The organism is Litoreibacter sp. JB4-2 (assembly GCF_055693445.1).
Window position 1 is genome coordinate 1,425,588 of record NZ_CM146334.1, and the last position, 23,328, is coordinate 1,448,915.

Sequence of the window (23,328 nt, forward strand, 5' to 3'; positions counted from 1 at the left end):
ACGGCTGCCGCGCGGCTTTCAAAAACGCCATGTTTTTGTGATCAAAACGCGGGCTTACATCTTGGAATTTCGTCATTATTCAATATCGGGCAATTCACGCTATCGGTGCCACGTGACGCACAGATTTGAGCCTGATCAAACCGCCACCCGGGCAGCTATATAGTCATTTCCGATGCGTTTGGGGGCCTCGACGCGGAACGCGTTTTGGGGATGATTCTTTGCTGGTAACTGCTTACTCCTGATCTCCGATATGCCTGAGAACACGCGGAACAAACATGGCGCGACCTACCTTGAGACTTGGCTTGATCGGCGACAATATCGCCGCCTCCCGCGCGCCGGACCTGCACCGCTTGGCGGGGGCGCAAGCAGGGATATCCGTGCGCTATGATTTGTTGATCCCGCGAGAGAGAGGCTGCGATTTCGACGTGCTGTTCGAACAGGCCCGCGCGCAGGGGTATCATGGCCTCAACATCACCTACCCGTACAAAGAAACTGCCTGTGCGAAGGTTACGATTGACGACCCCCAGATCGGCCAGCTTGGGGCCGTAAACACGGTGGTTTTCGGACCCACCGGCGCGCGTGGGTTCAACACGGATTTCACCGGGTTTGTGCAGGCGTATCGCGCAGCGTTTGGCGCGACCCCGCCGGGTGTAAGCTGTGTCATCGGCAGCGGCGGTGTCGGGCGCGCAGTCGCATTCGCGCTAGCAAAGCTAGGCGCGGCTGAGATCCGTTGCGTCGATCTTGATCTGCCCCGCGCCGAAAACCTTGCCGACGCCATTCGGCGCGCCAATCCTGATTGCCACACCACCGCCCATAGCAAACCCGTGCGCGGTGCGGACGGGTATTTGAATTGCACGCCCCTGGGCATGGACGGCATCGGTGGGCTGCCTATCGCGCCCGATCATTTGGCCAATGCAAGTTGGGCCTTTGACGCCGTTTATACCCCGGTTAACACACCATTTTTGGCCGCTGCGTCTAAGGCCGGGTTGCAAACTCTAAGCGGGTACGAGCTGTTCTTCGGGCAAGGGCGGGATGCTTGGGAAATTTTTTCGGGCCAGCGGGCCGATCCCGTTAGGTTGCGCGCGGCTTTGACGGGCTCATAGCACAATAGCGCGAGCGGTAATTTCGCCTTTTCACGACGATGGGCTAGTTTGTTTGCTGTCGTGGTCGGGTGCGACAGTATCGCCAATTCAACTGGGTCCCAAAACCCTTATTTGAAAGGCATCGCATTTAGGACGGAGCAGCTCCCATGCTTGACGGTTTTTCAGCGGAACACCTGGCGCGTTTCCAATTCGCTTTCACTGTGTCGTTTCACATTATCTTCCCTTCCTTTTCCATCGGGTTGGCCTCCTATCTGGCGGTGCTCAACGCGCTCTGGATGAAGACGCGGGACGAAACTTACCTGACGCTCTTCAACTACTGGAAGAAGATCTTCGCTGTGGCCTTTGGCATGGGCGTCGTGTCGGGCATCGTGATGTCCTATCAGTTCGGCACAAACTGGTCTGTCTTCTCGGACAAAACGGGCCCGATCCTAGGGCCTTTGATGGCCTATGAGGTACTGTCGGCCTTCTTCCTTGAAGCCGGTTTCCTTGGTATCATGCTGTTTGGCCGCGACCGGGTGGGCGAGAAGCTGCATATGTTTGCAACCGCGATGGTGGCCTTTGGCACGCTGATGTCGGCCACCTGGATCCTGTCGGTCAATAGCTGGATGCAGACACCTGCGGGCTATTCGATCAATGAGGTGGGGCAATTCGTGCCGGAGGACTGGTTGGCCATCGTCTTCAACCCGTCCTTTCCCTACCGGCTGACCCATATGGTGCTGGCGGCCTACCTGACGACTGCTTTGGTCGTTGGTGGTACTGGCGCGTGGCATTTCCTACGGGGCGGCGCGGGGGATGCGTCCAAGAAGATGTTTTCTATGGCCATGTGGATGCTGGCAATTGTGACGCCTTTGCAAATCGTGGCGGGCGACTTTCACGGCATCAACACCTATGAGCACCAACCCCAAAAGGTCATGGCCATGGAAGGCCACTATGACAGCTACCCGGATGGCGCCCCACTGATCCTGTTTGGCATCCCCAATGAGGCAGAAAAGCGCATCGATTATAAGATCGAGATACCCAAGCTGTCTTCCCTGATCCTAAAACATGACCTAAACGCGCCGATGAAGGGTCTCGACACAATCCCAGACGAAGATGAGCCGCCGGTGGCGACTGTCTTCTGGTCGTTCCGCGTGATGGTGGGGTTGGGCATGGCGATGCTGGGGCTCGGCCTTTGGTCGCTTTGGGCGCGCTACCGGCGCACGCTTTATGACAGCGTGTGGCTGCACCGCGCGGCCTTCACCATGGGGCCAATGGGCTTTGTCGCCGTTCTGGCCGGGTGGATCACCACCGAGGTCGGGCGCCAGCCCTTCACCGTCTACGGGCTGATGCGCACCTCCGACTCGTTAGCCCCGATTGCGGCGCCAGCAGTCGCAGCATCGCTCATCGCTTTCATCGTGGTGTATTTCTTCATCTTCGGGGCGGGCACGTTCTACCTGCTCAGGATGATGGGCTACCCGCCAAAGGATGCCGACAAGATCAAACTGCGCGAGGGGCCGTTGCGCTCCACCGGGATCACGCCCGCCCGCGCCCCACGTTCAACCCCGGCGGAGTAGGCACATGTTTGGATTGGAACTTTCCTTCATCTGGGCGGGCATCATCGCCTTTGCCGTGCTGGTCTATGTCATCCTCGACGGGTTCGACCTTGGCGTCGGCATCCTGTTCCCTGTCACCACCGATGAGGAAGAGCGCGACGTCATGATGAATTCCGTCGCACCCGTTTGGGACGGCAACGAGACATGGCTGGTCATGGGCGGCGGCGGGCTGTTTGCCGTGTTTCCGCTGGCCTATGCGGTGGTCATGCCCGCGCTCTACATGCCGATTATTCTGATGCTGCTGGCGCTGGTGTTTCGCGGCGTGGCCTTTGAATACCGCTGGCGCACGGAACGCTGGAAGGGCGTCTGGGACATGGCCTTTGCGGGCGGGTCGCTGGTTGCGGCCTTCACCCAGGGCATCGCTCTGGGCGCATTGGTGCAAGGCATTGAGGTCGCGGACCGCGCCTATGCGGGCGGCTGGTGGGACTGGCTGACACCCTTCTCCATTCTCACAGGCGTGGCGCTGACCGTCGGCTACGCACTGCTGGGCGCGACATGGCTGGTGATGAAGCTGGAAGGCCGTATTCAGCGCCACATGCAGCGCCTCGCTCTGCCGCTGGCCGTGGCAACCGTGGGTTTCATGGGCGCGGTCAGCCTTATCACACCCTTCCTCAACGAAGACTACTTCCACCGGTGGTTTGACTATCCAAATGTGCTTTTCGTATCCATCGTGCCCACCTTGGTGGCACTGTGCATCGTGGGGCTGTTTTACGGGCTGCGGCGCATGAATGACCACCTGCCCTTCCTGTCGGCCATGGGTATGTTTGTGTTGGGCTTTATCGGCATCGGCATCAGCTTCTATCCCAATATCGTGCCGCCCGGCTTGACCATCGTTGCAGCAGCGGCGCCCGACAGCAGCCTGAAATTCGCGCTGGTGGGAACAGTCATCCTGATCCCGCTGATCCTGGCCTATACCGCCTATGCCTACTGGGTGTTCCGCGGCAAAATCGACCCAAGCGAGGGCTATCACTGATGACCCGCATCGCTTGGTTTATCGGCATTTGGATCGCCAGCGTCGCGGTACTGGCGGTGGTGGCCTATGCCATCCGGTTGATGATCTTGTGACATGAGCAAGACGCGCATTGCCGCCGTGCCATCCGGCCGGTTTGGCCGCATGGCGCGCATGGGCGGGTTGGCGGCGGGGCTTGCTGGCAGCATGGCTTTGTCAGGCGCGGGCCAACTGGCGACCGGCAAACGGCCGCGCGCGCAGGACCTGTTCATGACGCCCTCAAACGCCGCCCGACTGCGCGACCAGCTGTCGCAAATGCGCGGCGCAGCCATGAAAGTGGGCCAGATGCTGTCGATGGAGGCGTCAGACCTGATGCCACCCGAATTTGCCGAGATCATCTCAGCCCTCAGATCAGACGCGCATATCATGCCGGGCCCGCAACTCAAGGCGCAGCTGACACGCAGCCTTGGCACCGGCTTCATGACGCATTTCAAGCAGTTCGATGTGCATCCGATCGCCGCCGCCTCCATCGGGCAAGTGCATCGCGCGACCCTGAAAGACGGGCGGCAGGTGGCGCTGAAGGTGCAATATCCCGGCGTGCGTGACAGTATCGACAGCGATATCCGCAACCTCGGCAGCTTGATGAAACTGTCGGGCATGTTGCCCAAAGGGCTCGACATCTCCGGCCTGCTCGAAGAGGCCCGCCAGCAATTGCATGAAGAGGCAGATTATACGTGCGAGGCGGACTACCTGTCGCGCTACGCGGCGCTGCTCAAGGATGATACGCGTTTCACCGTGCCTGATCTGGTTACTGAGCTTTCCGGCCCCGACCTGCTCGCCATGGACTTTATGGAGGGCGTCCCCGTTGAAAGCCTAACCCAGGCCGATCAAGCGACCCGAGACCGCATAGCGACCGATCTCATCGCGCTCACATTGCGCGAGCTCTTTACCTTCGGGCTCATGCAAACCGACCCGAATTTCGCCAATTACCGCTACAATGCCGCAACCGACCAGATCGTGCTGCTCGATTTCGGCGCCACACGCGCTTTCAGTCCAGAGATGGCCCCCAACTACCGCGCCTTGCTGCGCGCAGGGCTCGATGCAGACAAAGACGCTGCCCGCGCTGCCATGCTGCAAATCGAGCTCTATGACGCCACAATCCCAAGCAGCGTTGAGGCCGTCTTGCTCGACCTGTTCGACATGGCCATGGCGCCGCTGCGTCAGGACGCGCTCTATGATTTTGGCAACACCGATCTTCTGGGCGATTTGCGCAATGCCGGCATGGATATGGCGGAGGATCGCAGCTACGTCCCGTTGCCGCCGATTGATACGCTGTTCCTGCAACGCAAGGTCGGCGGCATGTATCTCTTGGCCACACGCCTCAAAGCCCGCGTCAACATGCGCGCCCTGCTCGCGCCCTATGCTTAGGCCTTCATTGTTTCAAAAATATTCCGGGGGAGACGCGACAGCGTCGGGGGCAGAGCCCCCACCACCGCGACCTGACGCAGTCAGGGCGCAACACCTTACGCGCCGTCCTACACTTTACGCGTCGTCCGACATATCGCGCCCCGCACGTGCGCGATATGCGGGCAGCGACCAATTGTAGCGCAGCGCCAAAACACGAACCACAAATGCCAAGGTAAATGCCGTGCCCATCGCAACGACCCGGTCCACCCCGGCCCGGCTCATGGCGATATAGGCACATGCACCGACAACGGCGGCTGCCACATAGATCTCACGGCGCAAAATGATCGAGGGTTCTTGGCCCAATGTGTCGCGGATGATGCCGCCCAGAGACGCCGTCATCACCCCCATAATCACCGCCACCAGCGCTGATGTGCCCGCGTCCAACCCCTTCGCGGTGCCCGCTACTGCCACCAACGCCATGCCAAATGCGTCAAAAAGCAGAATGTAGCGGTAGCGGCTTTCCATCAAATGGGCCGCAAAATGCACCACGATAGCGGTCGCGATACAGGCCACGACCGGCGTCGGATCGACCACCCAGAAGACTGGCAGGCCCAGCACCAGATCGCGCACCGTCCCGCCGCCCACACCAGTGATGACAGCCAGCCAAATGAAACCCAATATGTCGAGCTGTTTGCGCGACGCCACCAGCGCGCCTGTGATCGCAAAGGCAACAGCAGCGGCCAGGTCCAGCGCTTGCAGGATCGGGGTTGTGGTGTCCAAAAACATGGCACTACTCTATCTTCGAATTTCACCAATCACAAAAAAACGCGCCCCGATGGGACGCGCTTTTTGAATTGGTAGGGAGGCTACCCTCAGGCGGCTTCGGCTTGCGAGCGACGCTCGCTTTCCTCGCGCGACAGCGCGACGGAGGTACGCACACCGTTGCCAACGAATTCCATCAAACCCGAGACAACGCGCTCGTTGGGGTCGATCCCGGCGCAGCTGAGCACTTCGCGCCCATCGCGCGACCGCGCCCAGCGGGCGATCTGTTCGGGACCATTCCCGTATTTCTTGTCGTCGGCAATCGCATCATCCAATGCGGCCAAAACCACCGCAGCAAACAGTTTGCGTGCGCGTTGACCCTGTTCAAAGTTGAAAGCGGTTCCGTCTACGAAATCAGCAGCCATTTCGCGTCCTTTTATTTTTGCTCTTGTATCTTGGGCGTGGCGCTCTTTATGACGCATCTTTTCCGATTCGTCATTGCAAATCTGATATGGCACCTATGCAATTTACGCATAGCTTGTTTCAGATTTTCACTGCATTTAGCGATCTTGCCCCGTATTCATTCGCAATATATAGGTCCGGACAACTTCTCTTCAACCTTTCGCCAAGGAATTGCCACAATGCCAAAGATTAACGGAAACGAAATTCGTGGGGGCAATATTCTGGAACATAATGACGGCCTCTGGGTCGCGGTGAAGGTCGATCACGTCAAGCCGGGCAAAGGTGGTGCATTTGCGCAAGTCGAGATGAAGAACCTGCGCAATGGCTCGAAACTCAACGAACGCTTCCGCTCCGCCGACAAGGTCGAACGCGTCCGTCTTGAGCAAAAAGACCAGCAGTTTCTGTATGAAACCGACGGCATGCTGACATTTATGGACACCGAAACCTATGAACAGATCGAGCTGCCAGCCGACCTGCTGGGCGAACGCCGCCCCTTCCTGCAAGACGGCATGATTGCGCAGATCGAATATTATGAGGCGGAAGCGTTGAACGTCACCCTGCCCCAAAAAGTCACCTGCACCGTCACCGAGACCGAGCCGGTCGTCAAAGGTCAGACCGCATCGAAATCCTTCAAGCCGGCCGTTTTGGACAATGGGATGCGCCTGATGGTGCCGCCGTTCATCTCGGTTGATGAGGCGATCATCGTCGACACAGAAAGCATGGAATATACCGAACGCGCTTAAGCGCTACTGGGGCGCATCATTGGGGTGGACAACGCCGTCCACCCATTCGGCCGTCCCGGCAATGCGTGGGTCCAATCCTGCGACACACCCTACATTCACGCCGATCTCTTCGGGGTTGGAACGGCGCTGGTGAAACAGGTGCACGCCGCAGATTTTGCAAAACTGGTGCCGCGCAGTCATTGTGCCGAATTGGTAGAGGCCCAGCTTGTCTGCACCCCGTTCGATCCGCATGTCATCGACCAGGCCTGACACAGCTGCCGGGTATTTGCGCCGGCACATGGAGCAGTCGCAGCGGTGCAATCCATCGACCCCACCCACCATGACAAAACTGATTTCAACCGCCCCGCAATGGCAGGTGGCTACAGACCTTTCGCTCATTTACGCCTCTTGATCACCGGGACGGTCGAGGGCGAATATTTCGCCTCCGGATGTGGCGGATGGCCCTCGGTCTGGGTCCAGAACGTCTTGCCGCCGCGCCGCAGCCAGAACGGGATCAGCAGCACAAACCCCACTAAAAACCCGCCCGCATGCGCCCAATAGGCCACCCCGCCACCGGCAACATCGGCGGTGACCCCGTTGAACAGCTGCAGCGCCATCCAAAGGCCCAGCATGACCCAAGCCGGGATCGGGAAGATTTTGAAAAAGACGATAAAAATAATAATGATGTCGACGCGGGCTTTTGGGAACAGCAGCAGATACCCCCCCATCACGCCCGCAATTGCGCCCGACGCTCCGACATTGGGCACCGGGCTCGACGGGTCCGCCAGGATCTGTCCGAAATCGGCCAAAACCCCGCAAACAAGGTAAAATAGCAGGAAAGGGACATGGCCCAGCTGATCCTCCAGATTGTCCCCGAAAATATAGAGAAACAGCATGTTGCCCGCCAAATGCATCCAGCCGCCATGCAAAAACATCGAGGTGACGAGCGTGTGCAGATCAACCCCGTTAACGATCTCAACAGGCCGCATCGCCCACGCATCCCAAAACTGCGCCAGCCCCGATGGGTCATTGGTTTGCAGCGGCCAATAACTGAGAAAAATCAAAATGTTGGCAGCAAGCAGCGCATAGGTCACATATGGCGTGCGCTCGGACGGGTTGTGGTCGCGAATAGGAAACATGGGAGCAGATTGGCCTCCCTTGCGTCCTTTGGCAAGTTCTTGACTACGGGGCTAGCCCGCGACCTCAGCCAACAATTGCGCGTTGCCGCCAGACGCCGTGGTGTCGATGCAGGTGTGGCGTTCGGCGATGACATCGGCGGGACTTGGATGCCCTGTGATCAGCCCGAGTATCGGGCCCGCACGCTCGGCCAACGTCTTACGAATGTCGCGGGCCGTGTCGTCGTCGCCCCACCAGATCACGCCACCGATATCATCAAGCTTACCGCAATCGTCCAACGTGCCTTCGACAGGTCTGCCCCCAGCGGCGTCTACGGCAGCCATTTGCGTGCCGATATCAGGGTCCGGCCCAAGGCAAAGGATCGGCGCGCGCGGCATCACGGTCAGGCGGTTGCTCTCACCTGTCGGGCCGGGCAGCGTTTGGCTGGGATAGGGCGCGCGCGCTGCGTCGGGTTGCACAAATTTCATCAGGTAATGCGGCCCGCCGGCTTTGGGGCCGGTGCCCGACAACCCCTCCCCCCGAATGGCTGTGAGCCGACGATGGCCCCGATCTGGTTGCGATTGACGTAGATATTGCCCGCATGAACAAGATCCACGACCTCCTGCACCCGGTCATCAATGCGCGAATGCAGGCCAAAAGTAAGCCCGTAGCCGGTGGCGTTGATATCGTCGATGATCTGCTTGTGGGTCTCCGCCTTGAACGTGGCGATATGCAGGACGGGTCCAAAAATCTCCTCCCCCATCTCGGCGATACCGCTGACCCGGATCAGGGTCGGCGCGATGAAACTGCCCTGCGCATCATGGGGGGTCTCATAGACCACCCTGCCCTCCGCGCGCGCTGTTTCGATGTGGCGCGCGATCTTGTCATGCGCAGGCGCGTCAATGATCGGACCCACATCGGTGGCCATGTCCCACGGGTCGCCGACGCGCAGCGCCTTCATCGCGCCAGTCAGCATTTCGGTCAGCCCGTCTACGATATCTTCCTGCACATAGAGACATCTGAGCGCAGAGCAGCGCTGCCCCGCAGATTGAAAGGCGGAGGCCACAATATCGCGCACGGCCTGTTCCGGCAGCGCGGTGCTGTCGACGATCATGGCGTTCAACCCACCGGTTTCCGCAATCAGCGGCGCTTTGAAATTACCGGAGGTCGCGAGCGAGGTATGGATGCGTTTGGCTGTCGCAGTTGAGCCGGTAAAACACACGCCATCAATCTTGGGGCTCGCTGTCAGCGCCGCGCCAATAGCCCCGCTGCCGGGCAAAAGCTGCAACGCGGATTTAGGAACGCCCGCCTCATGCAGCAATTTTGTGGCGAGCGCCGCGATGACAGGCGTTTGTTCCGCCGGTTTCGCCAGCACCGCATTTCCTGTCGCCAAAGCCGCCGCAACTTGCCCGGTAAAGATCGCCAGCGGGAAGTTCCAAGGCGATATGCAGGTAAAGACCCCGCGCGCTGGGCTTGCGTGGTTTTCCGCTTCGTCAGCATAATAGCGCAGGAAATCGACGGCTTCGCGCAGCTCGCCAATCACGTCCAGCGTGGTTTTCCCGGCCTCCCGCGCTAGGATTGCAAATATTTCGCCGTAGTTTTCTTCGTACAAATCAGCCGCTTTGCGCAACGTTGCTGCACGGGTGGCAGTGTCGGCGCTCCACGGTTTGGTCGCATCCAAGGCCTTTGCGACATCAGTTTCTGACGCATCCTTATGGATCAAATCAACTTTCGCAAATGGTGCACGGGCCTGCGCGATATCGTCCATATCGACCGGGTCATTCCAATCCCAGCCTTTGGAATTTTCACGCACGCCAAAAACCCGCGCGGGGGGTGTGACGGCCGGAAAAACCGCATCCTCAATGTCGGTAAACGGGTCGGAAGCAACCTCGGTCGGGGTGACGTCTTCGTCGACGATTTGGTTCACGAAGGACGAATTTGCCCCGTTTTCCAACAACCTGCGCACAAGGTAGGCCAGCAAATCGCGATGCGCGCCAACGGGCGCGTAGATGCGGCAGCGGGTCTCACCCTTGGCCATGACAAGGTCGTGCAGCCGGTCGCCCATGCCATGCAAACGCTGAAATTCGAACGCGTCAAGATCGTCAGCCATATGCAGGATTGCGGCGACAGTATGGGCGTTATGTGTGGCAAATTGCGGGTAAATCCGATCCGTCATGCCCAACAATTTGCGCGCATTGGCGATGTAGCTGATGTCAGTGGCCGGTTTATGCGTGAACACCGGAAAGCCCTTCAGGCCCAACACTTGGGCGCGCTTCACCTCGGTGTCCCAATAGGCCCCTTTGACGAGACGGACCATGATTTTGCGATCAAGGGTCTGCGCAAGCGCATAAAGCCAATCGAGCACGAAGGACGCACGGTGCCCGTAGGCCTGCACAACAACGCCAAACCCGTCCCAGCCTTTCAGGCTAGCATCGGCTAAGGTCGCCTCGATCACATCAAGCGACAGGTCCAGCCGGTCCGCTTCCTCGGCATCAATATTCAGCCCGACACCGGCCTGCGCCGCCTGCTGGCACAGCTGTAGAAGACGCGGTTGCAGCGTAGCCATGACAGCGTCTTTCTGGGGCGTCTCGTAGCGGGCAAAAAGCGCTGATAACTTGACGGAAATACCCGGATTGTCACGGATATCAGGTTTGTTGGTCGCACGCGCAATAGCACTGATCGCATGGGCGTAGCTGGCCAAATAGCGCTGCGCATCAGCGTCGGTTTTCGCGGCCTCGCCCAGCATGTCGTAGCTATAGGTGTAGCCCTCAGCCTCTTCGTCCCGGGCGCGGGTCATGGCCGTTTCGATCGTCTCCCCCAGCACGAATTGACGGCCCATTTCTTTCATCGCACGCGCGGTTGCGGCGCGGATCACCGGCTCCCCCAAGCGTTTGACCATACCGCGCAACTGCCCCGCAATACCGGGTTGCTCATCGGTCAACACTTTGCCCGTCAGCATCAACCCCCAGGTCGAGGCATTGACCAGCGAGGACGACGAATGCCCCAAATGGGTGCCCCAATCCGACGGTGCAATCTTGTCTTCGATCAACGCATCCATCGTCTCCGCGTCCGGCACGCGCAACAAGGCTTCGGCCAGACACATCAGCGCGACGCCTTCTTCCGTGTTCAGCCCGTATTCAGCCAAAAACACCTCCATCAACCCCGGCTTGGCAGAGGTCCGGATGTCAGTCACAAGCTTTGCACCACGCTCAACTATGCGCGCGCGGTCCTTGGCACTGAGCCCCGCAATTGCGCTCAGGCGCGCCACAGCTGCAGCCTCATCAGGGGATGTGTTGGCGCGAATAACGCCGCGCAAAGTTGCTGGATCTGTCATGGACGCCTCCCTAGATAAATTTATCTTTGCATAATAGCAATTTTAATACACTATTCCCTCTATATTTACTAAATCAGCAGTGCTTTTCACCAACATACACCAAATAGAAAGTCATAATGCAAAGAGACCTAGATGACTATGATCGTGCCATCCTGAGGCTGCTTTGTGCAGAAGGGCGGCTGTCGATCACCGACCTCGCGGCGCAAATTAACCTTTCGAACACCCCTACTCAGGCGCGCGTCAAACGGCTGGAAAAAGACGGGATCATTCGCGGCTACAAGGCGCTTTTGGACCCGGTCAAGCTGGGGCTCGATCACATCGCCTTCGTCGAAGTCAAACTTGACGACACCCGCGAGGCCGCTTTGACCGCGTTTAACGAAGCCGTGATGGCGATCCCGGAGGTGGAAGAATGCCATATGACGGCATCGAATTTCGACTATCTGCTGAAGGTACGCACCTCTGATATGCGTGCCTATCGCCGGGTGCTGGGGGAGTTGATCTCGTCCCTGCCGCATGTCTCCAACACGTCGACCCATGTGGTGATGGAGGCCGTGAAAGAGGAGCTCTTGTAGCGCCCCGTCCCTTTTCATTGTTTCAAAAATATTCCGGGGGCACGGGGGCTGGCCCCCGCTATCGCGACGCGCGCAAGCGCGGCGCAACCCTAGCCCTGAAACACGAACACCCAGATGAACACCGGCGCCAGTTGCATAAGACCCGCCAAAACCAGAACAACTCGCGGCCATATCGAATGAAACCGCCGCCATAGCAGACCAAGGCAGGCAAGGCTTGCCAACATCTCAACGGGGCCAACAATCCCGCCATAGTGATCACGGTCCCAGTAGCTGACGGGGCTCACAAATTTCCAATCACTCACTGGCCAGAAATGGGCCCGCGCATCGTCATGGTGCAATGGAAAATCCAGCGCCAAGTGCAGCAGCCCGGACCCGGCAAACGCTACCAAAACCGGGTCACGTGCCCAAAGCGCAAAACCCAGCCCCGCGCCCCAGACAAAAAATGAATTATCAACAGCGAAAATCGCCTGCCACAGATCCGAAAAATACAACACGTTGAAAACCACATTCGGGTCCGTGCCCATGATGACCAGATGCCATCCGGCCATTAGGTAAAGCGACAAATCGGGCATAAGTGCACCAAGCAGCGCCGCGCATGTGACTTTTGCAGCGCCCGGTCGCGCAAAGGCAGCAGCGCCGAAAATCAGATGGGCAGGCGTGTTCATGGGCTCTTTACTTCCTTCGCGCTTCGCGTCACCCAAACCCTAGCGGGAGGCGCAAGCGATGACCAAGGCAATCATGATCCAGGGTGCGGGCTCGAATGTCGGCAAGTCGATGGTCGTGGCCGGGCTTTGTCGGTATTTTACGCAGCAAGGCCTGATCGTGCGCCCTTTCAAGCCGCAAAACATGTCAAACAATGCCGCCGTTACCGCTGATGGCGGCGAGATTGGGCGCGCGCAAGCTTTGCAGGCTTTGGCCTGCGGCACGGCACCTGTGGTGGACATGAACCCAGTTTTGCTCAAGCCCGAAACGGATGTCGGCGCGCAAGTGATCGTGCAAGGCAAGCGGTTCGCGACGCTCAAAGCGCGCGATTATGCGAAGGCCAAGCCCGATTTGCTGGCACGCGCCGTCGAAAGCTACCGCCGGTTGGCCTCCGAGGCCGATCTGATCATTATCGAGGGCGCGGGCAGCCCGGCGGAGGTCAATCTGCGCGCCGGCGACATTGCAAATATGGGTTTCGCCGAAGCCGTGGACGCACCGGTTGTCTTAGTTGGTGACATCGACCGGGGCGGCGTTATTGCGCAACTAGTCGGCACCCATGTGGTTCTGCCAGAGGGCGATCGCGACCGGATTGCGGGCTTTATCGTCAACAAATTCCGCGGAGACACCTCCCTGTTTGACGGCGGACGGGTCGAGATCGAGGCACGGACCGGCTGGACCGATCTGGGCGTTTTGCCCTGGTTTTCAGAGGCTTGGAAACTGCCTGCCGAAGACATCATGGACATTGCTTCCTCAGAAGGTGGACGCTGCAAAATCGCGGTGCCGCGCCTGTCGCGGATCGCCAATTTCGACGATCTGGACCCGCTCAGCCAAGAGCCCGGTGTCAGCGTCGAAATCGTCGAAGCTGGCCGTCCGCTGCCGGGCGATGCAGACATGGTGCTGATCCCAGGTTCAAAATCTACAATTGGCGATCTGGCGCATTTCCGCGCGCAGGGCTGGGACATCGACCTACAGGCGCATATCCGACGCGGCGGTCGTGTGTTGGGCGTCTGCGGCGGGTATCAAATGTTGGGGCAACGGATCGAGGACCCAGAAGGGATCGAAGGTCCGCCGGGCGGCGTCGATGGGCTTGGGCTGCTGGAGGTCGCGACCGTGATGTCGCCGCAAAAGCGGCTGGTTGAGGTTACCGGGCAAGATCGCGCCACCGGCACGCCCGTGACGGGATATGAAATCCATATCGGTGAGACGACAGGCGCCGATTGCGCCCGTGGTTGGCTCAACATGGAAGGTCGCACCGAAGGGGCTGCCAGCCCGGATGGACGGATCAAAGGCTGCTACATTCACGGGCTTTTTGCGTCAGATCCGTTTCGTCGCGCCTATCTAGAGAGGCTTGGTGCCACACCTGAGTTGAACAACTATACCAGTAGCGTTGAAGCAACATTGGATGTGCTTGCCACCCATCTCGCCACGCATCTTGAGTGCGACGCACTTTTACAACTCGCCACCGAGATCGTTTAAACGCGGCGCTATTCGAGTTCCTGCGCAGCTAATGCACGGTGTATTTCGCGGCGCACCAGCTTGCGCACATTGCGGGTGATCCGCTCGCCCAAATCGCCGGTCAGCTCTTGGCGGACAATCTCGGCGACCATCTCACGCAGGGCGTCCTCATCCAAAAGCGCTTCGTCAAATTCATCAGAAATGGGTGCCGATGCGTCCAGCTCCTCGGCGTCAATGACATCGGGCCCGGCCATTGGGAAGGCGGCCGCGTCTGAGACGGGCTGCGCGTCCACCTCGGTGTAGGTCACTTCACGGCCTGAGCGCACAAATGTCGCAATGCCTGCAACGCCGGCCTCGCTCTCATCCGGCCCGAATGCGGGGGCGTCTGACGCGGCAACATCATCCCACTGCTGCGTCGGTTCAGGATCGATTACATGTGGGTCTTGCCGTTGCCCACCTGTTTCGATCCGCTCATCATCCGGCAGAGAGGCATCAAGCTGGCGCGGCGACTTTTGAGCTATATCAGCCTCGGCCACCTCATCTAGCGGCCAGTCATCTTCTTGCCAGTCATCATCTTGTTCGCCATCTTCTGCAGCGTCACTTAGGCCCGCATCATCAGCAAGCGCGTCGAAATCATCGTCATCCAGCGGCGCGTCGTCATCAGAAAAATCGAATGCATCGTCGCTGTTATCAGCGCGTTCAAGCGCATCAACATGGGCCTCTTCGGCGGCGGGCGTCGGGTCAAGATCGGCGTCAGCGCCTAAGTCCTGAACACGTTCATCTAGCGGCGCTTCCACGCCGTCTTCATCGCCTATCGCCAACTCGGCTTCATCTGAAACGGACGGCTGCATCGCATCGGTATCTTCTGGCACCGTTGCAATTTGGTCGCCCTCTGAACCGCCCTCGGCATTCGGCGCGTCGGCTTCATCCGACGAATGGGCAGCTCGCGATTTCATATCGAGCCGCAGAATTTCAGCCGTCTCAACAGGCGCCTCGACATCAATCGCCGCGTCAGCGTCTTTTCCGGCATCTGCCAGCGGCGTGACCACGGCATCGGTCTCAGCGGCCTCATCTTCGTAATATTCGTCCATCGCCTTTGGCGCGACCCAACGTATCGTCTGCGCATCCATCGTGTCAGACTGTGCCTCGCTGGCATCGTCTTTGACTGGCTCGTCTGTATCGGGCTCCGCTGGACTGGGTGAGGCAATTGTCTCCGTCACTGATTTGCGAAGGCTTTCAAGATTGCTAACCGGCTCCTCACTGATGGGGGGAACGCGCAACGCGGACGTTAACAGCAAGGCGCCCAAGCTTTGCGGGGCGTCGTTGTCTTCCGGGTTCGACGGCGCTTCGTCCTGCACGGCTTCCTCGGGTTCTGAAGGCGTTTCTTTGGGGGTGTTGTTGGACGAAACAAGCCGTTTTATCGAGGACAAGACATCCTCTACATCCTCAACATTTTCCGAATTGGACACCGGATCCGACATTACTCAGCCTCGTAACTTTTTCGGAAAGGGTAACGGTTTAATGAGGTGCTGACAACTGAGAGCTCTAATTCTCGTTAATTTTCATAGCGTTTCAAAATGCGATCCAGCTTCGCCCCTTGCTTGGATCTCTTGATCGGCGCGTTCTTGACAGCATTGTAATACTCAGCCGGGTCATATTGCTCGACAGGCAGACCAAGCGCGCTCACCGTCATCTGCCCTGTGGAAGCAAGAAGCTGGTAGGCCGCTGAAAACACCTGGGTCTCAAACACTACCCGATTTGTGCGCGCATTGAGCAGCGATTGCTCGGCATCCAGCACATCAAGTGTTGTGCGGGCGCCAAGTTTGGCTTCTTCGCGCACCCCGTCAAAGGCGACTTGGGCTGCGCGCACCTGTCGTTCATTGGCCTGCAATTGCGCTTGCGCGACGGCCAGGTTCGACCAGCTATCAGCCACATTCTGGCGCGCCGTCAGTACGGTTTGGTTCAGGCCCGCGCGTGCAGAATGGACCTGCGCAAGCGCACGGCGTTCCAACGCGCGCAGCTGCCCACCTTGATAAATAGGCACCGTCAGCTGCAGCGCGACTGACGAATTGTTGTCGGTACGCTCATTGTGGCCCACCGAACCGCTCAGCCCAATCTGTGGGCTGGTGGCTTTCTGAGCGCGGGCCGCGTTGAGCTCGCTGACTTTGATCTCATGCTGCGCCTGATCGACGCTTGGCGATTTGCGTTCCGCCAAAGCCCGCGCCGCGTCAAGGGTTGCAGGCAGGTTCGGCAAAGCGTTGATTGCGCGCAATGCGCCGGGTGTGCGGCCAACAGTTGCCACATATTGCTCGCGTGCGATTGCCAGATTGCCAACGGCCTGGGCCACCTGCCCGCCTGCTTCTGCCAGTCTTGCTTCCGCTTGGGCGACATCCGTACGGGTGACTTCGCCGACCTCAAATCGGTCGCGCGCCGCTCGCAGCTCTTGCGTGATTAAACGCAAATTGCTTTCGCGCAAGGCAACGGTGCGTTGTTCCCGCAACACACCGAGATAGGCATTCACCGCAGCCAACAATACCTGCTGCTCCTGCGACCGCAATTGCGCGCGCGTCGCCAGCACCGTTTCCTTAGCCGCTTCCACACCAAGCTGCGTGGCCCCACCATCATAGACCAACAATTGCAATTGCAGCTCAACCGACGATGTCAGCGACCCGCCAGCAAAATTAGATGCCTGATCCGATTGCGAAATCCGCGAGATCGCAGAGAGTTGCGGCCGCAACGCGGAAAGCGCGACACCCACATCCTCATCCGTCGCGCGCAACAATGCGCGGCTCTGAACAAGCAAGTTCGAGTTCTTGTAGGCCGACACCAAAGCTTCGCGCAGCGTCTCAGCCTGAGCTGCCCCGGGCACGGTTGCGATTATCACGCATGTCGCGACAGTTGTGAGGCCGCGCTTAATGGCATGTATATCTTTAAGAACCTTGGTCATGGGACCCCGCCGAAAGTTTATAATGAAAATCCGTCTTTGGCCTCAAAACCTGGCAAAATGGGCGCCGCCGCATTGAACGCCATGCGCCAAGACATTTGCCCGTCCAACCGATGGCCGACCCGGCATTCGCCCAATGCGCCTTGCATGAAAATCGCGGCAATCTTGCCGCCTTCTTTGAGCTGCGCCAAAATTTCGTCGGCGATTTGCGTCACACCGCCTTCGATGATGATGGCGTCATAGGGGCCGTGTTTTGCCGCACCTTGCGCCAATGCACCTTCGATCACGACAACATTGTCGGCCCCTTCTTGCAACAGAACGGCCTCGGCCTCGGCGGCCATGTCGCTGTCTTCTTCCAGCGCAATCACCGCTTCGCACATGCGCGACAAAATGGCCGCCGTGTAGCCCAGCCCCGTGCCGATGGTCAGCACGACATCTGTATGGTCGAGCTCCATAACGTCGAGCATTTTTGCGAGGCTGCGTGGCTCAAGAATGACGCGGTCCTGGCCCAGCGCGATATTGCTATCAACATAGGCTGTGTCCTGGCGCAAGCGGGGCACGAAGGCCTCGCGACGCACCGACAACATGGCATCGATGATCGGAAATTTTGTAACATCTGAGGGGCGCACTTGCGTGTCGACCATCATCGTACGGTTAGCGGCGAAGTCTGTCATTGACTAAACTCATCAGTCTAGTTTCGGTCATTTCCGGTTTGACACAGAAATTATGTGCGAACAACTGCGATCAAGAATTTTCCATCGAGAGAGCGGCTTTTCCCTCTCACGGCTCACTTTCTTCAGGTGTGCGGGCTGGCAGAGCATCGATGTGCCGCTTTGTTGGCGTAGGTATCTTTTTAAAAAAGTATTTGAGGCGTGACAGCAAGTTAGGCAGCCACATACTCACCTTTCGCCAAAAGCTTTTTGAATCGACCGGCTGACGGGCTTGAGCAAATAAGCGATCGCTGTGCGCTCGGCCGTGATGACCTCAGCAGTTGCGACCATCCCTGCGCGCAGATCGCGTTTCCAAACCCCGGCACCGATTGTGGTGCGATCCAATTGCACGGTCGTGCGAAAAAATTCGCGCGCAGTATCCGGATCAAAAACCAGGCTCGGTGAAATACTCGAAATCTGACCCGTGACATAGCCATAGCGTCGCGCATCATATGTCTCCATTTTTAGGGTTACAGCGTCACCCTCTTCCAAATGGCCGATGTCGACGGGGTTAAACTCGATCTCTGCAACCAGCTCCGATCGGGTTGGCAACAGCTCAAAAATAGTTTCGCCTGCGGCTATGACTTCACCTGCATTCGGGAAAGCCACAGCTTGAATGATGCCGTCTTCGGGCGCGCGAATCTCAAGCGAGGATTGGCGGGTGCGCAAAGCCTCTAAACGCACGGTTGCTGCATCAAGAGATTGCGTCAGCTTGAATATGTCATCAATCAACACGCGGCGCAGATCGAGACGGGCCTGTTCGCGCTGTCCCATGGCGGAGTTGAGATCCTTTTGGGTCTGCGAAACCCTGACATCAAGATCAACCCGTGTTGCGCGAAGCTGGTCTAGCGCGTCGCGCTGCTCATCAACCTCCCGCATCGGAATGAGCTTTTTTGCGCGCAAAGTCTCTGCGCGCCCAAGCCGTTCTTTGCGTGCCGCGATCCGTTCCGCGGTCAGGCGACTGGCTTGATGCTGCACGATCAATGTTCGCTCAAACTCTGCTATCACGCTGTTTTGGACATTTTGCTGCTGAACGAGAACATCAAGGCGCGAGGCGCCATATGCCATGCCCCTCTGGCGCAAAGCAGCAACCGCGCCTTCTAGCGATAGGGAGGTATCGTCGAGAATACCTAAAAGTGCTTTGAGATTGCTCAGCTCGATTTTCGCACTGCGCAGCTCTTCCTCTGTGTCGCGCAACGCATCGCCTAGCGCGCTGGAACGCAAGCTTGCAAGCCGTTCATTTTTAGCAACCAATTGGCCTTCGCTCACAAAGACGTCAAATACGACCCCTCCCTCCGAAGACTGAACCTGCCGATAACCACCCATCGGTTTCAGCTCCCCACTGGCGCGCGTCACCTCAGGAACTGAGGTGGTCGAGGCGAGCCAAATGCTGCTGCAAAGAAAACCAACGATTGTCAGTATGACAATTTTTGCAATCCGTGGCGCGCGCGCGTCCTGTCGCGTTTTCGCGCGGCTGAACACACCTTTCTCTGACGTGAAAAATCGGCGCATTTATACCCCCCGGGTCCGGTTGATGAGTGCTTTGATCTTCTTCGCTGCCGTTTCTCCGACGTCGTTCACAACGACACGACCTTGATCAAGATAAACGAACCGGTCTGCCAGAGCGATAATTTCGGGATCTTGAGAGGCGACAACAATCGTGCGCGCTCCGCGCTCCCGACGCAAACAATGGATCAAGGCTTGGCGCCGCATCGCGTCAAGATTTTGTGACGGGTTGTTGAGCAATAGCGCCGAGCCGCCCCGTGCAAAGCTGCGCGCAAGCGCAATGGCACGCAGCGTCGAGGTCGGTTGGCTGTTTCGAAAGGACTCAGACAATCTGGTATGGACGCCGTCTTCAAAGGACCCGATCACGGATTGTAGCCCCATGTTCCGCAGCGCGTTATTGACATCGGCCTCCGACAAACTGGGGGCCGCGAGCCTGAAGTTTTGAAACACAGTGCCATAAAAAAGATCGGGCTGTGCATAGGTGACCGAACGGCGCAGATCATCGACAGGGATTTGACGAATATCGACGCCGTCAAGCTGCACCGTACCGATTGTCGGCTGGTAAAAGCCACATAGCAGGTTCAGCAACGTCGACCGTCCGCTGCTTTCATCACCGCAAACTACGGTAAACTCGCGCGGTGCGATGTCCAAACTGATCTGCGACAGGGCCGGGACCGAACTGGCATCATAACGGTGTGTCACGCCTGAGAGGGTGATATTGCCCTCAAAGACCTTCTGATGGCTTTGGGCGACGCCCCGAACCAGCTCTTCAGGAATTGCCAGTACTCGGTCGCTTTGGTTCTTGCTTTTCAGATACCCAAAAATCTGAGGAGTATTGGAGTAGAGCGCCTGTAGTGGCGTCAAAATTTTCCAAACCAAGGACATGATGGCGATGAGGGCGCCAAAACTCATGTCACCCGCCATAGCGCTGAGCGTTCCAAGGCAAACAGCGCCAATTCCCGCGATCCCCATCAAGGATTGCCCAATATTTTGGGACAACAGATGGCCCGCGCTAGACAGCCGGGTTGATTGCGCGGCCTGTTCGGTCAGGAAGGCTTGCTTTTCGACCCAATGATCTTCCAGGCCAAGTCGCTGGATCGCGCGTTGATGGGTTGCCGCCTCAAAGACATGGGCTTGCAATGTAGATCGGTCTTTTGAGGCCAAAGCTCCCGCCTTTTGTTGAAGTGGCAAAAAATACCAACTCACAACCAAGAATATTGCTGCAAGCGCCGCGATCAAAAACGCGACCTGTGGCGAGAGCCAAAACAAAACGAAAAAGAAAATCAGTGTAAACGGCAGGTCAAGCAATGTGGTGAGCACCTGCCCGGTGAAAACGTCGCGAAACCCTTCGAATTGTTTGAAACGCGCGAGCTGTTGTTCCACGTCCGATTTCTGAATTTGCTCAATCGGCAACGCCATCAGCTTGGCAAATAACGCCAATCCCAATTGTTGCTCCGTCTCGCGTCCCATATGGGCAACTGCGCTTGATCGCGCCGCGCGGAAACCCGCATCCGTCAGCAAGAAGACGATCGCAAGAACCGCAAGCGAAACGATGAGTTCGAAGGAGCCCGCCGGTATCACACGATCGTAAATGACCATGATCAACAAGGGCGTGGCGAGCCCCGTCAAATTTGACATGAAGGTTGCAAAAATCAGCCAAGGCATGAGTTTGCGAAAGTTCTGCGTCACGTCTGAGACAGACGTGATCTTGCTTGCTGACAGGTTGTTGTTGTACTTTTCAAGCCTTACGATACGGCCACGCCGTTTGCCCGCTGGGCGCCAGCTTGGTTCGCTGTCATCATCGGCAGTTGCAATCAGAAGCCGCCCGTCGCGCGCATCGATCACGGCATGAACGGTGTCTTTTGCATCGATAAACAAGGCCGGGCAATCGGACGCCCGGACTTCGGACAAACTGCAGCGTTCATGCGTCGTCGGGACACCAAGATTTTTGAGCGCTTGTGTCAGGTCACGCGGCGATAGCCGATCCGACATATGCGGAATCGCTTCAAAAAGCCGGTTCTCATTGCAATGCCAGCCCGCGGCCGACATCAATCGGCTCAAAAGCTTCAAGCTAGAGGGCAGCGCGATTTCATTCATGCCGCTTGTCCTTCAGCAAACGCGCGCTGTTTCGGCCCCAGCTCCAAATCTGCATGCTTGTCCGCTTCCCAAGCCTCGATCAAATCCTCGAGGGGGTCATCCAAAATCAGCCTGTGATCTGCAAGTGCAGCAAAACTTGGCGTTTCGTCTGCCAGCACGAGGGTCATTTCGCCTTTTTGCTCAAGCATATATTTCTCAAAGCCGATCTTGGACTTGTCGTCCATCACTGCGCCGATACTGTTGACGAGCAAAAGCTTGGGACGCAGCGCAAGCGCGCGCACCAAAGACATGCCCTGCATCGCGGCTCTATTGTTGGTCAATGTTGGGCTGGTGAGCACCTGTGTGTTATACCCAAGTGGCAATCGGTTAATGTAGCGGTCGATACCCAGCCGTTCGGCCAACTCCAATGCAAAGGCGATGCGGTCACCATCACCAAAGGCCGAAATATTTTCGAGTACAGTTCCGGCAAACATGACCGGTCTATGGTCAACATATCCAATCCCCCCTGGCCGCGCGTGGAGATGAAACCGCGCGCTTGACGACCATCAATGAGAACTTTGCCATCTGTCGGGCTCACCTCTCCCAGAAGGATTTTTAGAAAGGTCGTTTTGCCTGTTCCGCCATTCCCCGTCACCAGCAAACATTGGCCAGCGTCGACTTTCATTCGCAGATTCTCAAATAACGGCACCGTCGCCTGATCCAGCTTCATACTGGCATCCGCAATAAACAACTCGCCCCGCAAACCTTCCGCGCGATTGGGAAAGCGTGGGCGACTTTCAATTTTGCAAGCAAGCTCATATTTTTGTTTGGCAGCAGCGATATTTTCGGACTGCACCCAAAGCCCCAGCGCTTTGAGCATAGGCTGAACAGTGCGCCCGTTTAGCAACATACAGGCGGCCAATTCGGCAATCCCGATTTTGCCTTCAATAATCAAATAACTGCCAAAAAGCCCCATCGCGGCGACGGCAAACTGCGAAAAAAGGGCGCCAAACGCCTGGGACATCCCCGCAAATTTGATGATCTTGTGGCTGATCTCCGTCGTTTGCGCCTGCAATAATTCGTAGCGCCGCAAAATTTGCGGCTCCATCGTGTTGGCTTTCAATGTCCGAATTTGGGACAGCGCTTCCGCCAGGAAAGAGTAACGGCGGCTGTCGAGCGTTCTGCGCATTTCAAAGATCGACGACTGGGCAGCACGTAGCCCGATTTTAAACGTCAAAAGCGCGATCATACATCCCAGCGGGACCAGAACCAGCCATCCGCCAATCAAACCGATCATCGCCACAAACACGACCGTAAATGGCAAGTCTATTGCCAATATGCGCCCCTGTCCCGCGTAGTAGTTGCGCAGTTCACCGATAGCGCCAAATTGGTCGAGATGAGACGCGGGCGTTGTCCGTGAAAACGCTTCGGGCTCCGCAAAGACGGTGGCGCGCATGAAAGTCTGGCTGAGAGCCGTCTCAAAATCTTTACCAGTGCTTCCTAGAAGCACTGCCCGCGACGCCCGTAGCACGAATTCCAAAAGTGCTACGAGGCAAAGTCCAAGAAACAGGAGCAAAAGCGTTTCGCTCGATTGAAACGGGATCACCCGGTCAAAAATCTGCAAAACTACCAGCGGCAACGCCAGCGCAAGCGTGTTTAACGCAAATGTCGACAGCAGAACCGGCGCACCAATGCGCGGTATCGGTAAGATCGTTTCAATTTTAGACGCTGGTTTGGCCACGTATTTATTCCCGAATAACGGGCCGAAATTGCGCTCAAAAAAGTTACCAACGCCTGAAAGAAACACTTTAAGCGCGCGTGATTTACCTAAACTTGTCCGTTTTCGTTTTCATCACGTTAGGGGTTTGTTAGCCCACCAATACCAAACCCGGCTGCGTGTAATGCGAAGGGTTTAT

At 57.7% G+C, this 23,328-nt stretch carries 20 protein-coding genes and 1 pseudogene; 8 read left to right on the plus strand and 13 right to left on the minus strand.

Annotated elements, in window-relative coordinates; translation table 11 throughout:
- Nucleotides 1–275: 275 nt before the first annotated feature.
- From ACZ1G7_RS07175 to ACZ1G7_RS07195, 5 genes are all read left to right on the plus strand, one after another.
- Nucleotides 276–1,103 (plus strand): shikimate dehydrogenase family protein, encoded by an 828-nt coding sequence (locus ACZ1G7_RS07175; protein ID WP_472663132.1) that lies wholly within the window; start codon nt 276–278, stop codon nt 1,101–1,103.
- Nucleotides 1,104–1,249: 146 nt separating this feature from the next.
- Complete coding sequence (locus tag ACZ1G7_RS07180; RefSeq protein ID WP_472663133.1) at nt 1,250–2,656, plus strand: cytochrome ubiquinol oxidase subunit I; 1,407 nt, start codon at nt 1,250–1,252, stop codon at nt 2,654–2,656.
- 4 nt (nt 2,657–2,660) lie between these two features.
- Nucleotides 2,661–3,668 carry a cytochrome d ubiquinol oxidase subunit II gene (gene cydB / locus ACZ1G7_RS07185; protein WP_472663134.1) on the plus strand — a complete coding sequence of 336 codons (1,008 nt, stop codon included), beginning with the start codon at nt 2,661–2,663 and terminating at the stop codon, nt 3,666–3,668.
- Entirely contained in the window at nt 3,668–3,760 is a 93-nt protein-coding gene (locus ACZ1G7_RS07190; RefSeq protein ID WP_472663135.1) for a DUF2474 family protein, read from the plus strand. The genes cydB and ACZ1G7_RS07190 overlap by 1 nt, the downstream gene beginning before the upstream one ends.
- Before the next feature lies 1 nt (nt 3,761).
- Nucleotides 3,762–5,072, plus strand: a complete 1,311-nt coding sequence (locus ACZ1G7_RS07195; RefSeq protein WP_472663136.1) for an ABC1 kinase family protein — start codon at nt 3,762–3,764, stop codon at nt 5,070–5,072.
- A 114-nt stretch (nt 5,073–5,186) separates the two neighbouring features.
- Here the strand turns inward: ACZ1G7_RS07195 and ACZ1G7_RS07200 are convergent, their stop codons facing one another.
- Both ACZ1G7_RS07200 and ACZ1G7_RS07205 read right to left on the minus strand, forming a co-directional pair.
- Nucleotides 5,187–5,837 (minus strand): trimeric intracellular cation channel family protein, encoded by a 651-nt coding sequence (locus ACZ1G7_RS07200; RefSeq protein WP_472663137.1) that lies wholly within the window; start codon nt 5,835–5,837, stop codon nt 5,187–5,189.
- An 86-nt stretch (nt 5,838–5,923) separates the two neighbouring features.
- The gene (locus ACZ1G7_RS07205; RefSeq protein ID WP_472663138.1) at nt 5,924–6,238 is read right to left on the minus strand and encodes a DUF6280 family protein; all 315 of its coding nucleotides are present in this window, start codon (nt 6,236–6,238) and stop codon (nt 5,924–5,926) included.
- Between the two features lie 216 nt (nt 6,239–6,454).
- Here ACZ1G7_RS07205 and efp point away from each other — a divergent pair, with 216 nt between their 5' ends.
- Nucleotides 6,455–7,018 carry an elongation factor P gene (gene efp, locus ACZ1G7_RS07210; protein ID WP_472663139.1) on the plus strand — a complete coding sequence of 188 codons (564 nt, stop codon included), beginning with the start codon at nt 6,455–6,457 and terminating at the stop codon, nt 7,016–7,018.
- A gap of 3 nt (nt 7,019–7,021) precedes the next feature.
- Here the strand turns inward: efp and ACZ1G7_RS07215 are convergent, their stop codons facing one another.
- The 3 genes and pseudogenes from ACZ1G7_RS07215 to ACZ1G7_RS07225 all read right to left on the minus strand — a co-directional run bounded on the left by ACZ1G7_RS07215 (nt 7,022) and on the right by ACZ1G7_RS07225 (nt 11,447).
- Entirely contained in the window at nt 7,022–7,396 is a 375-nt protein-coding gene (locus ACZ1G7_RS07215; RefSeq protein ID WP_472663140.1) for a GFA family protein, read from the minus strand.
- Entirely contained in the window at nt 7,393–8,136 is a 744-nt protein-coding gene (locus tag ACZ1G7_RS07220; protein ID WP_472663141.1) for a rhomboid family intramembrane serine protease, read from the minus strand. The genes ACZ1G7_RS07215 and ACZ1G7_RS07220 overlap by 4 nt, the downstream gene beginning before the upstream one ends.
- A gap of 51 nt (nt 8,137–8,187) precedes the next feature.
- A pseudogene (locus ACZ1G7_RS07225) lies at nt 8,188–11,447 on the minus strand (L-glutamate gamma-semialdehyde dehydrogenase).
- A gap of 116 nt (nt 11,448–11,563) precedes the next feature.
- On the opposite strand from ACZ1G7_RS07225, the gene ACZ1G7_RS07230 reads away from it, so the two are divergent.
- Nucleotides 11,564–12,019, plus strand: a complete 456-nt coding sequence (locus tag ACZ1G7_RS07230; RefSeq protein ID WP_472663142.1) for an Lrp/AsnC family transcriptional regulator — start codon at nt 11,564–11,566, stop codon at nt 12,017–12,019.
- A gap of 89 nt (nt 12,020–12,108) precedes the next feature.
- Here the strand turns inward: ACZ1G7_RS07230 and ACZ1G7_RS07235 are convergent, their stop codons facing one another.
- Nucleotides 12,109–12,684, minus strand: a complete 576-nt coding sequence (locus ACZ1G7_RS07235; RefSeq protein ID WP_472663143.1) for a cobalamin biosynthesis protein CobQ — start codon at nt 12,682–12,684, stop codon at nt 12,109–12,111.
- Between the two features lie 58 nt (nt 12,685–12,742).
- Here ACZ1G7_RS07235 and ACZ1G7_RS07240 point away from each other — a divergent pair, with 58 nt between their 5' ends.
- Nucleotides 12,743–14,197, plus strand: coding sequence for a cobyric acid synthase (locus ACZ1G7_RS07240; protein WP_472663144.1), 1,455 nt, complete (start codon nt 12,743–12,745; stop codon nt 14,195–14,197).
- An 8-nt stretch (nt 14,198–14,205) separates the two neighbouring features.
- On the opposite strand, the gene ACZ1G7_RS07245 is transcribed toward ACZ1G7_RS07240, so the two are convergent.
- The 7 genes from ACZ1G7_RS07245 to ACZ1G7_RS07275 all read right to left on the minus strand — a co-directional run bounded on the left by ACZ1G7_RS07245 (nt 14,206) and on the right by ACZ1G7_RS07275 (nt 23,219).
- Nucleotides 14,206–15,657, minus strand: a complete 1,452-nt coding sequence (locus ACZ1G7_RS07245) for a hypothetical protein (protein ID WP_472663145.1) — start codon at nt 15,655–15,657, stop codon at nt 14,206–14,208.
- Between the two features lie 74 nt (nt 15,658–15,731).
- The gene (locus tag ACZ1G7_RS07250; RefSeq protein ID WP_472663146.1) at nt 15,732–17,123 is read right to left on the minus strand and encodes a TolC family outer membrane protein; all 1,392 of its coding nucleotides are present in this window, start codon (nt 17,121–17,123) and stop codon (nt 15,732–15,734) included.
- 17 nt (nt 17,124–17,140) lie between these two features.
- Nucleotides 17,141–17,794, minus strand: a complete 654-nt coding sequence (locus tag ACZ1G7_RS07255) for a protein-L-isoaspartate O-methyltransferase family protein (protein ID WP_472663147.1) — start codon at nt 17,792–17,794, stop codon at nt 17,141–17,143.
- A gap of 225 nt (nt 17,795–18,019) precedes the next feature.
- Nucleotides 18,020–19,342 (minus strand): HlyD family type I secretion periplasmic adaptor subunit, encoded by a 1,323-nt coding sequence (locus ACZ1G7_RS07260; RefSeq protein WP_472663148.1) that lies wholly within the window; start codon nt 19,340–19,342, stop codon nt 18,020–18,022.
- Nucleotides 19,343–21,433 carry a peptidase domain-containing ABC transporter gene (locus tag ACZ1G7_RS07265; RefSeq protein WP_472663149.1) on the minus strand — a complete coding sequence of 697 codons (2,091 nt, stop codon included), beginning with the start codon at nt 21,431–21,433 and terminating at the stop codon, nt 19,343–19,345.
- Nucleotides 21,430–21,753, minus strand: a complete 324-nt coding sequence (locus ACZ1G7_RS07270; protein WP_472663150.1) for a hypothetical protein — start codon at nt 21,751–21,753, stop codon at nt 21,430–21,432. The genes ACZ1G7_RS07265 and ACZ1G7_RS07270 overlap by 4 nt, the downstream gene beginning before the upstream one ends.
- Complete coding sequence (locus ACZ1G7_RS07275) at nt 21,750–23,219, minus strand: ABC transporter transmembrane domain-containing protein (RefSeq protein ID WP_472663151.1); 1,470 nt, start codon at nt 23,217–23,219, stop codon at nt 21,750–21,752. Before ACZ1G7_RS07275 ends, ACZ1G7_RS07270 begins: the two co-directional genes overlap by 4 nt.
- Between the last annotated feature and the right edge of the window lie 109 nt (nt 23,220–23,328).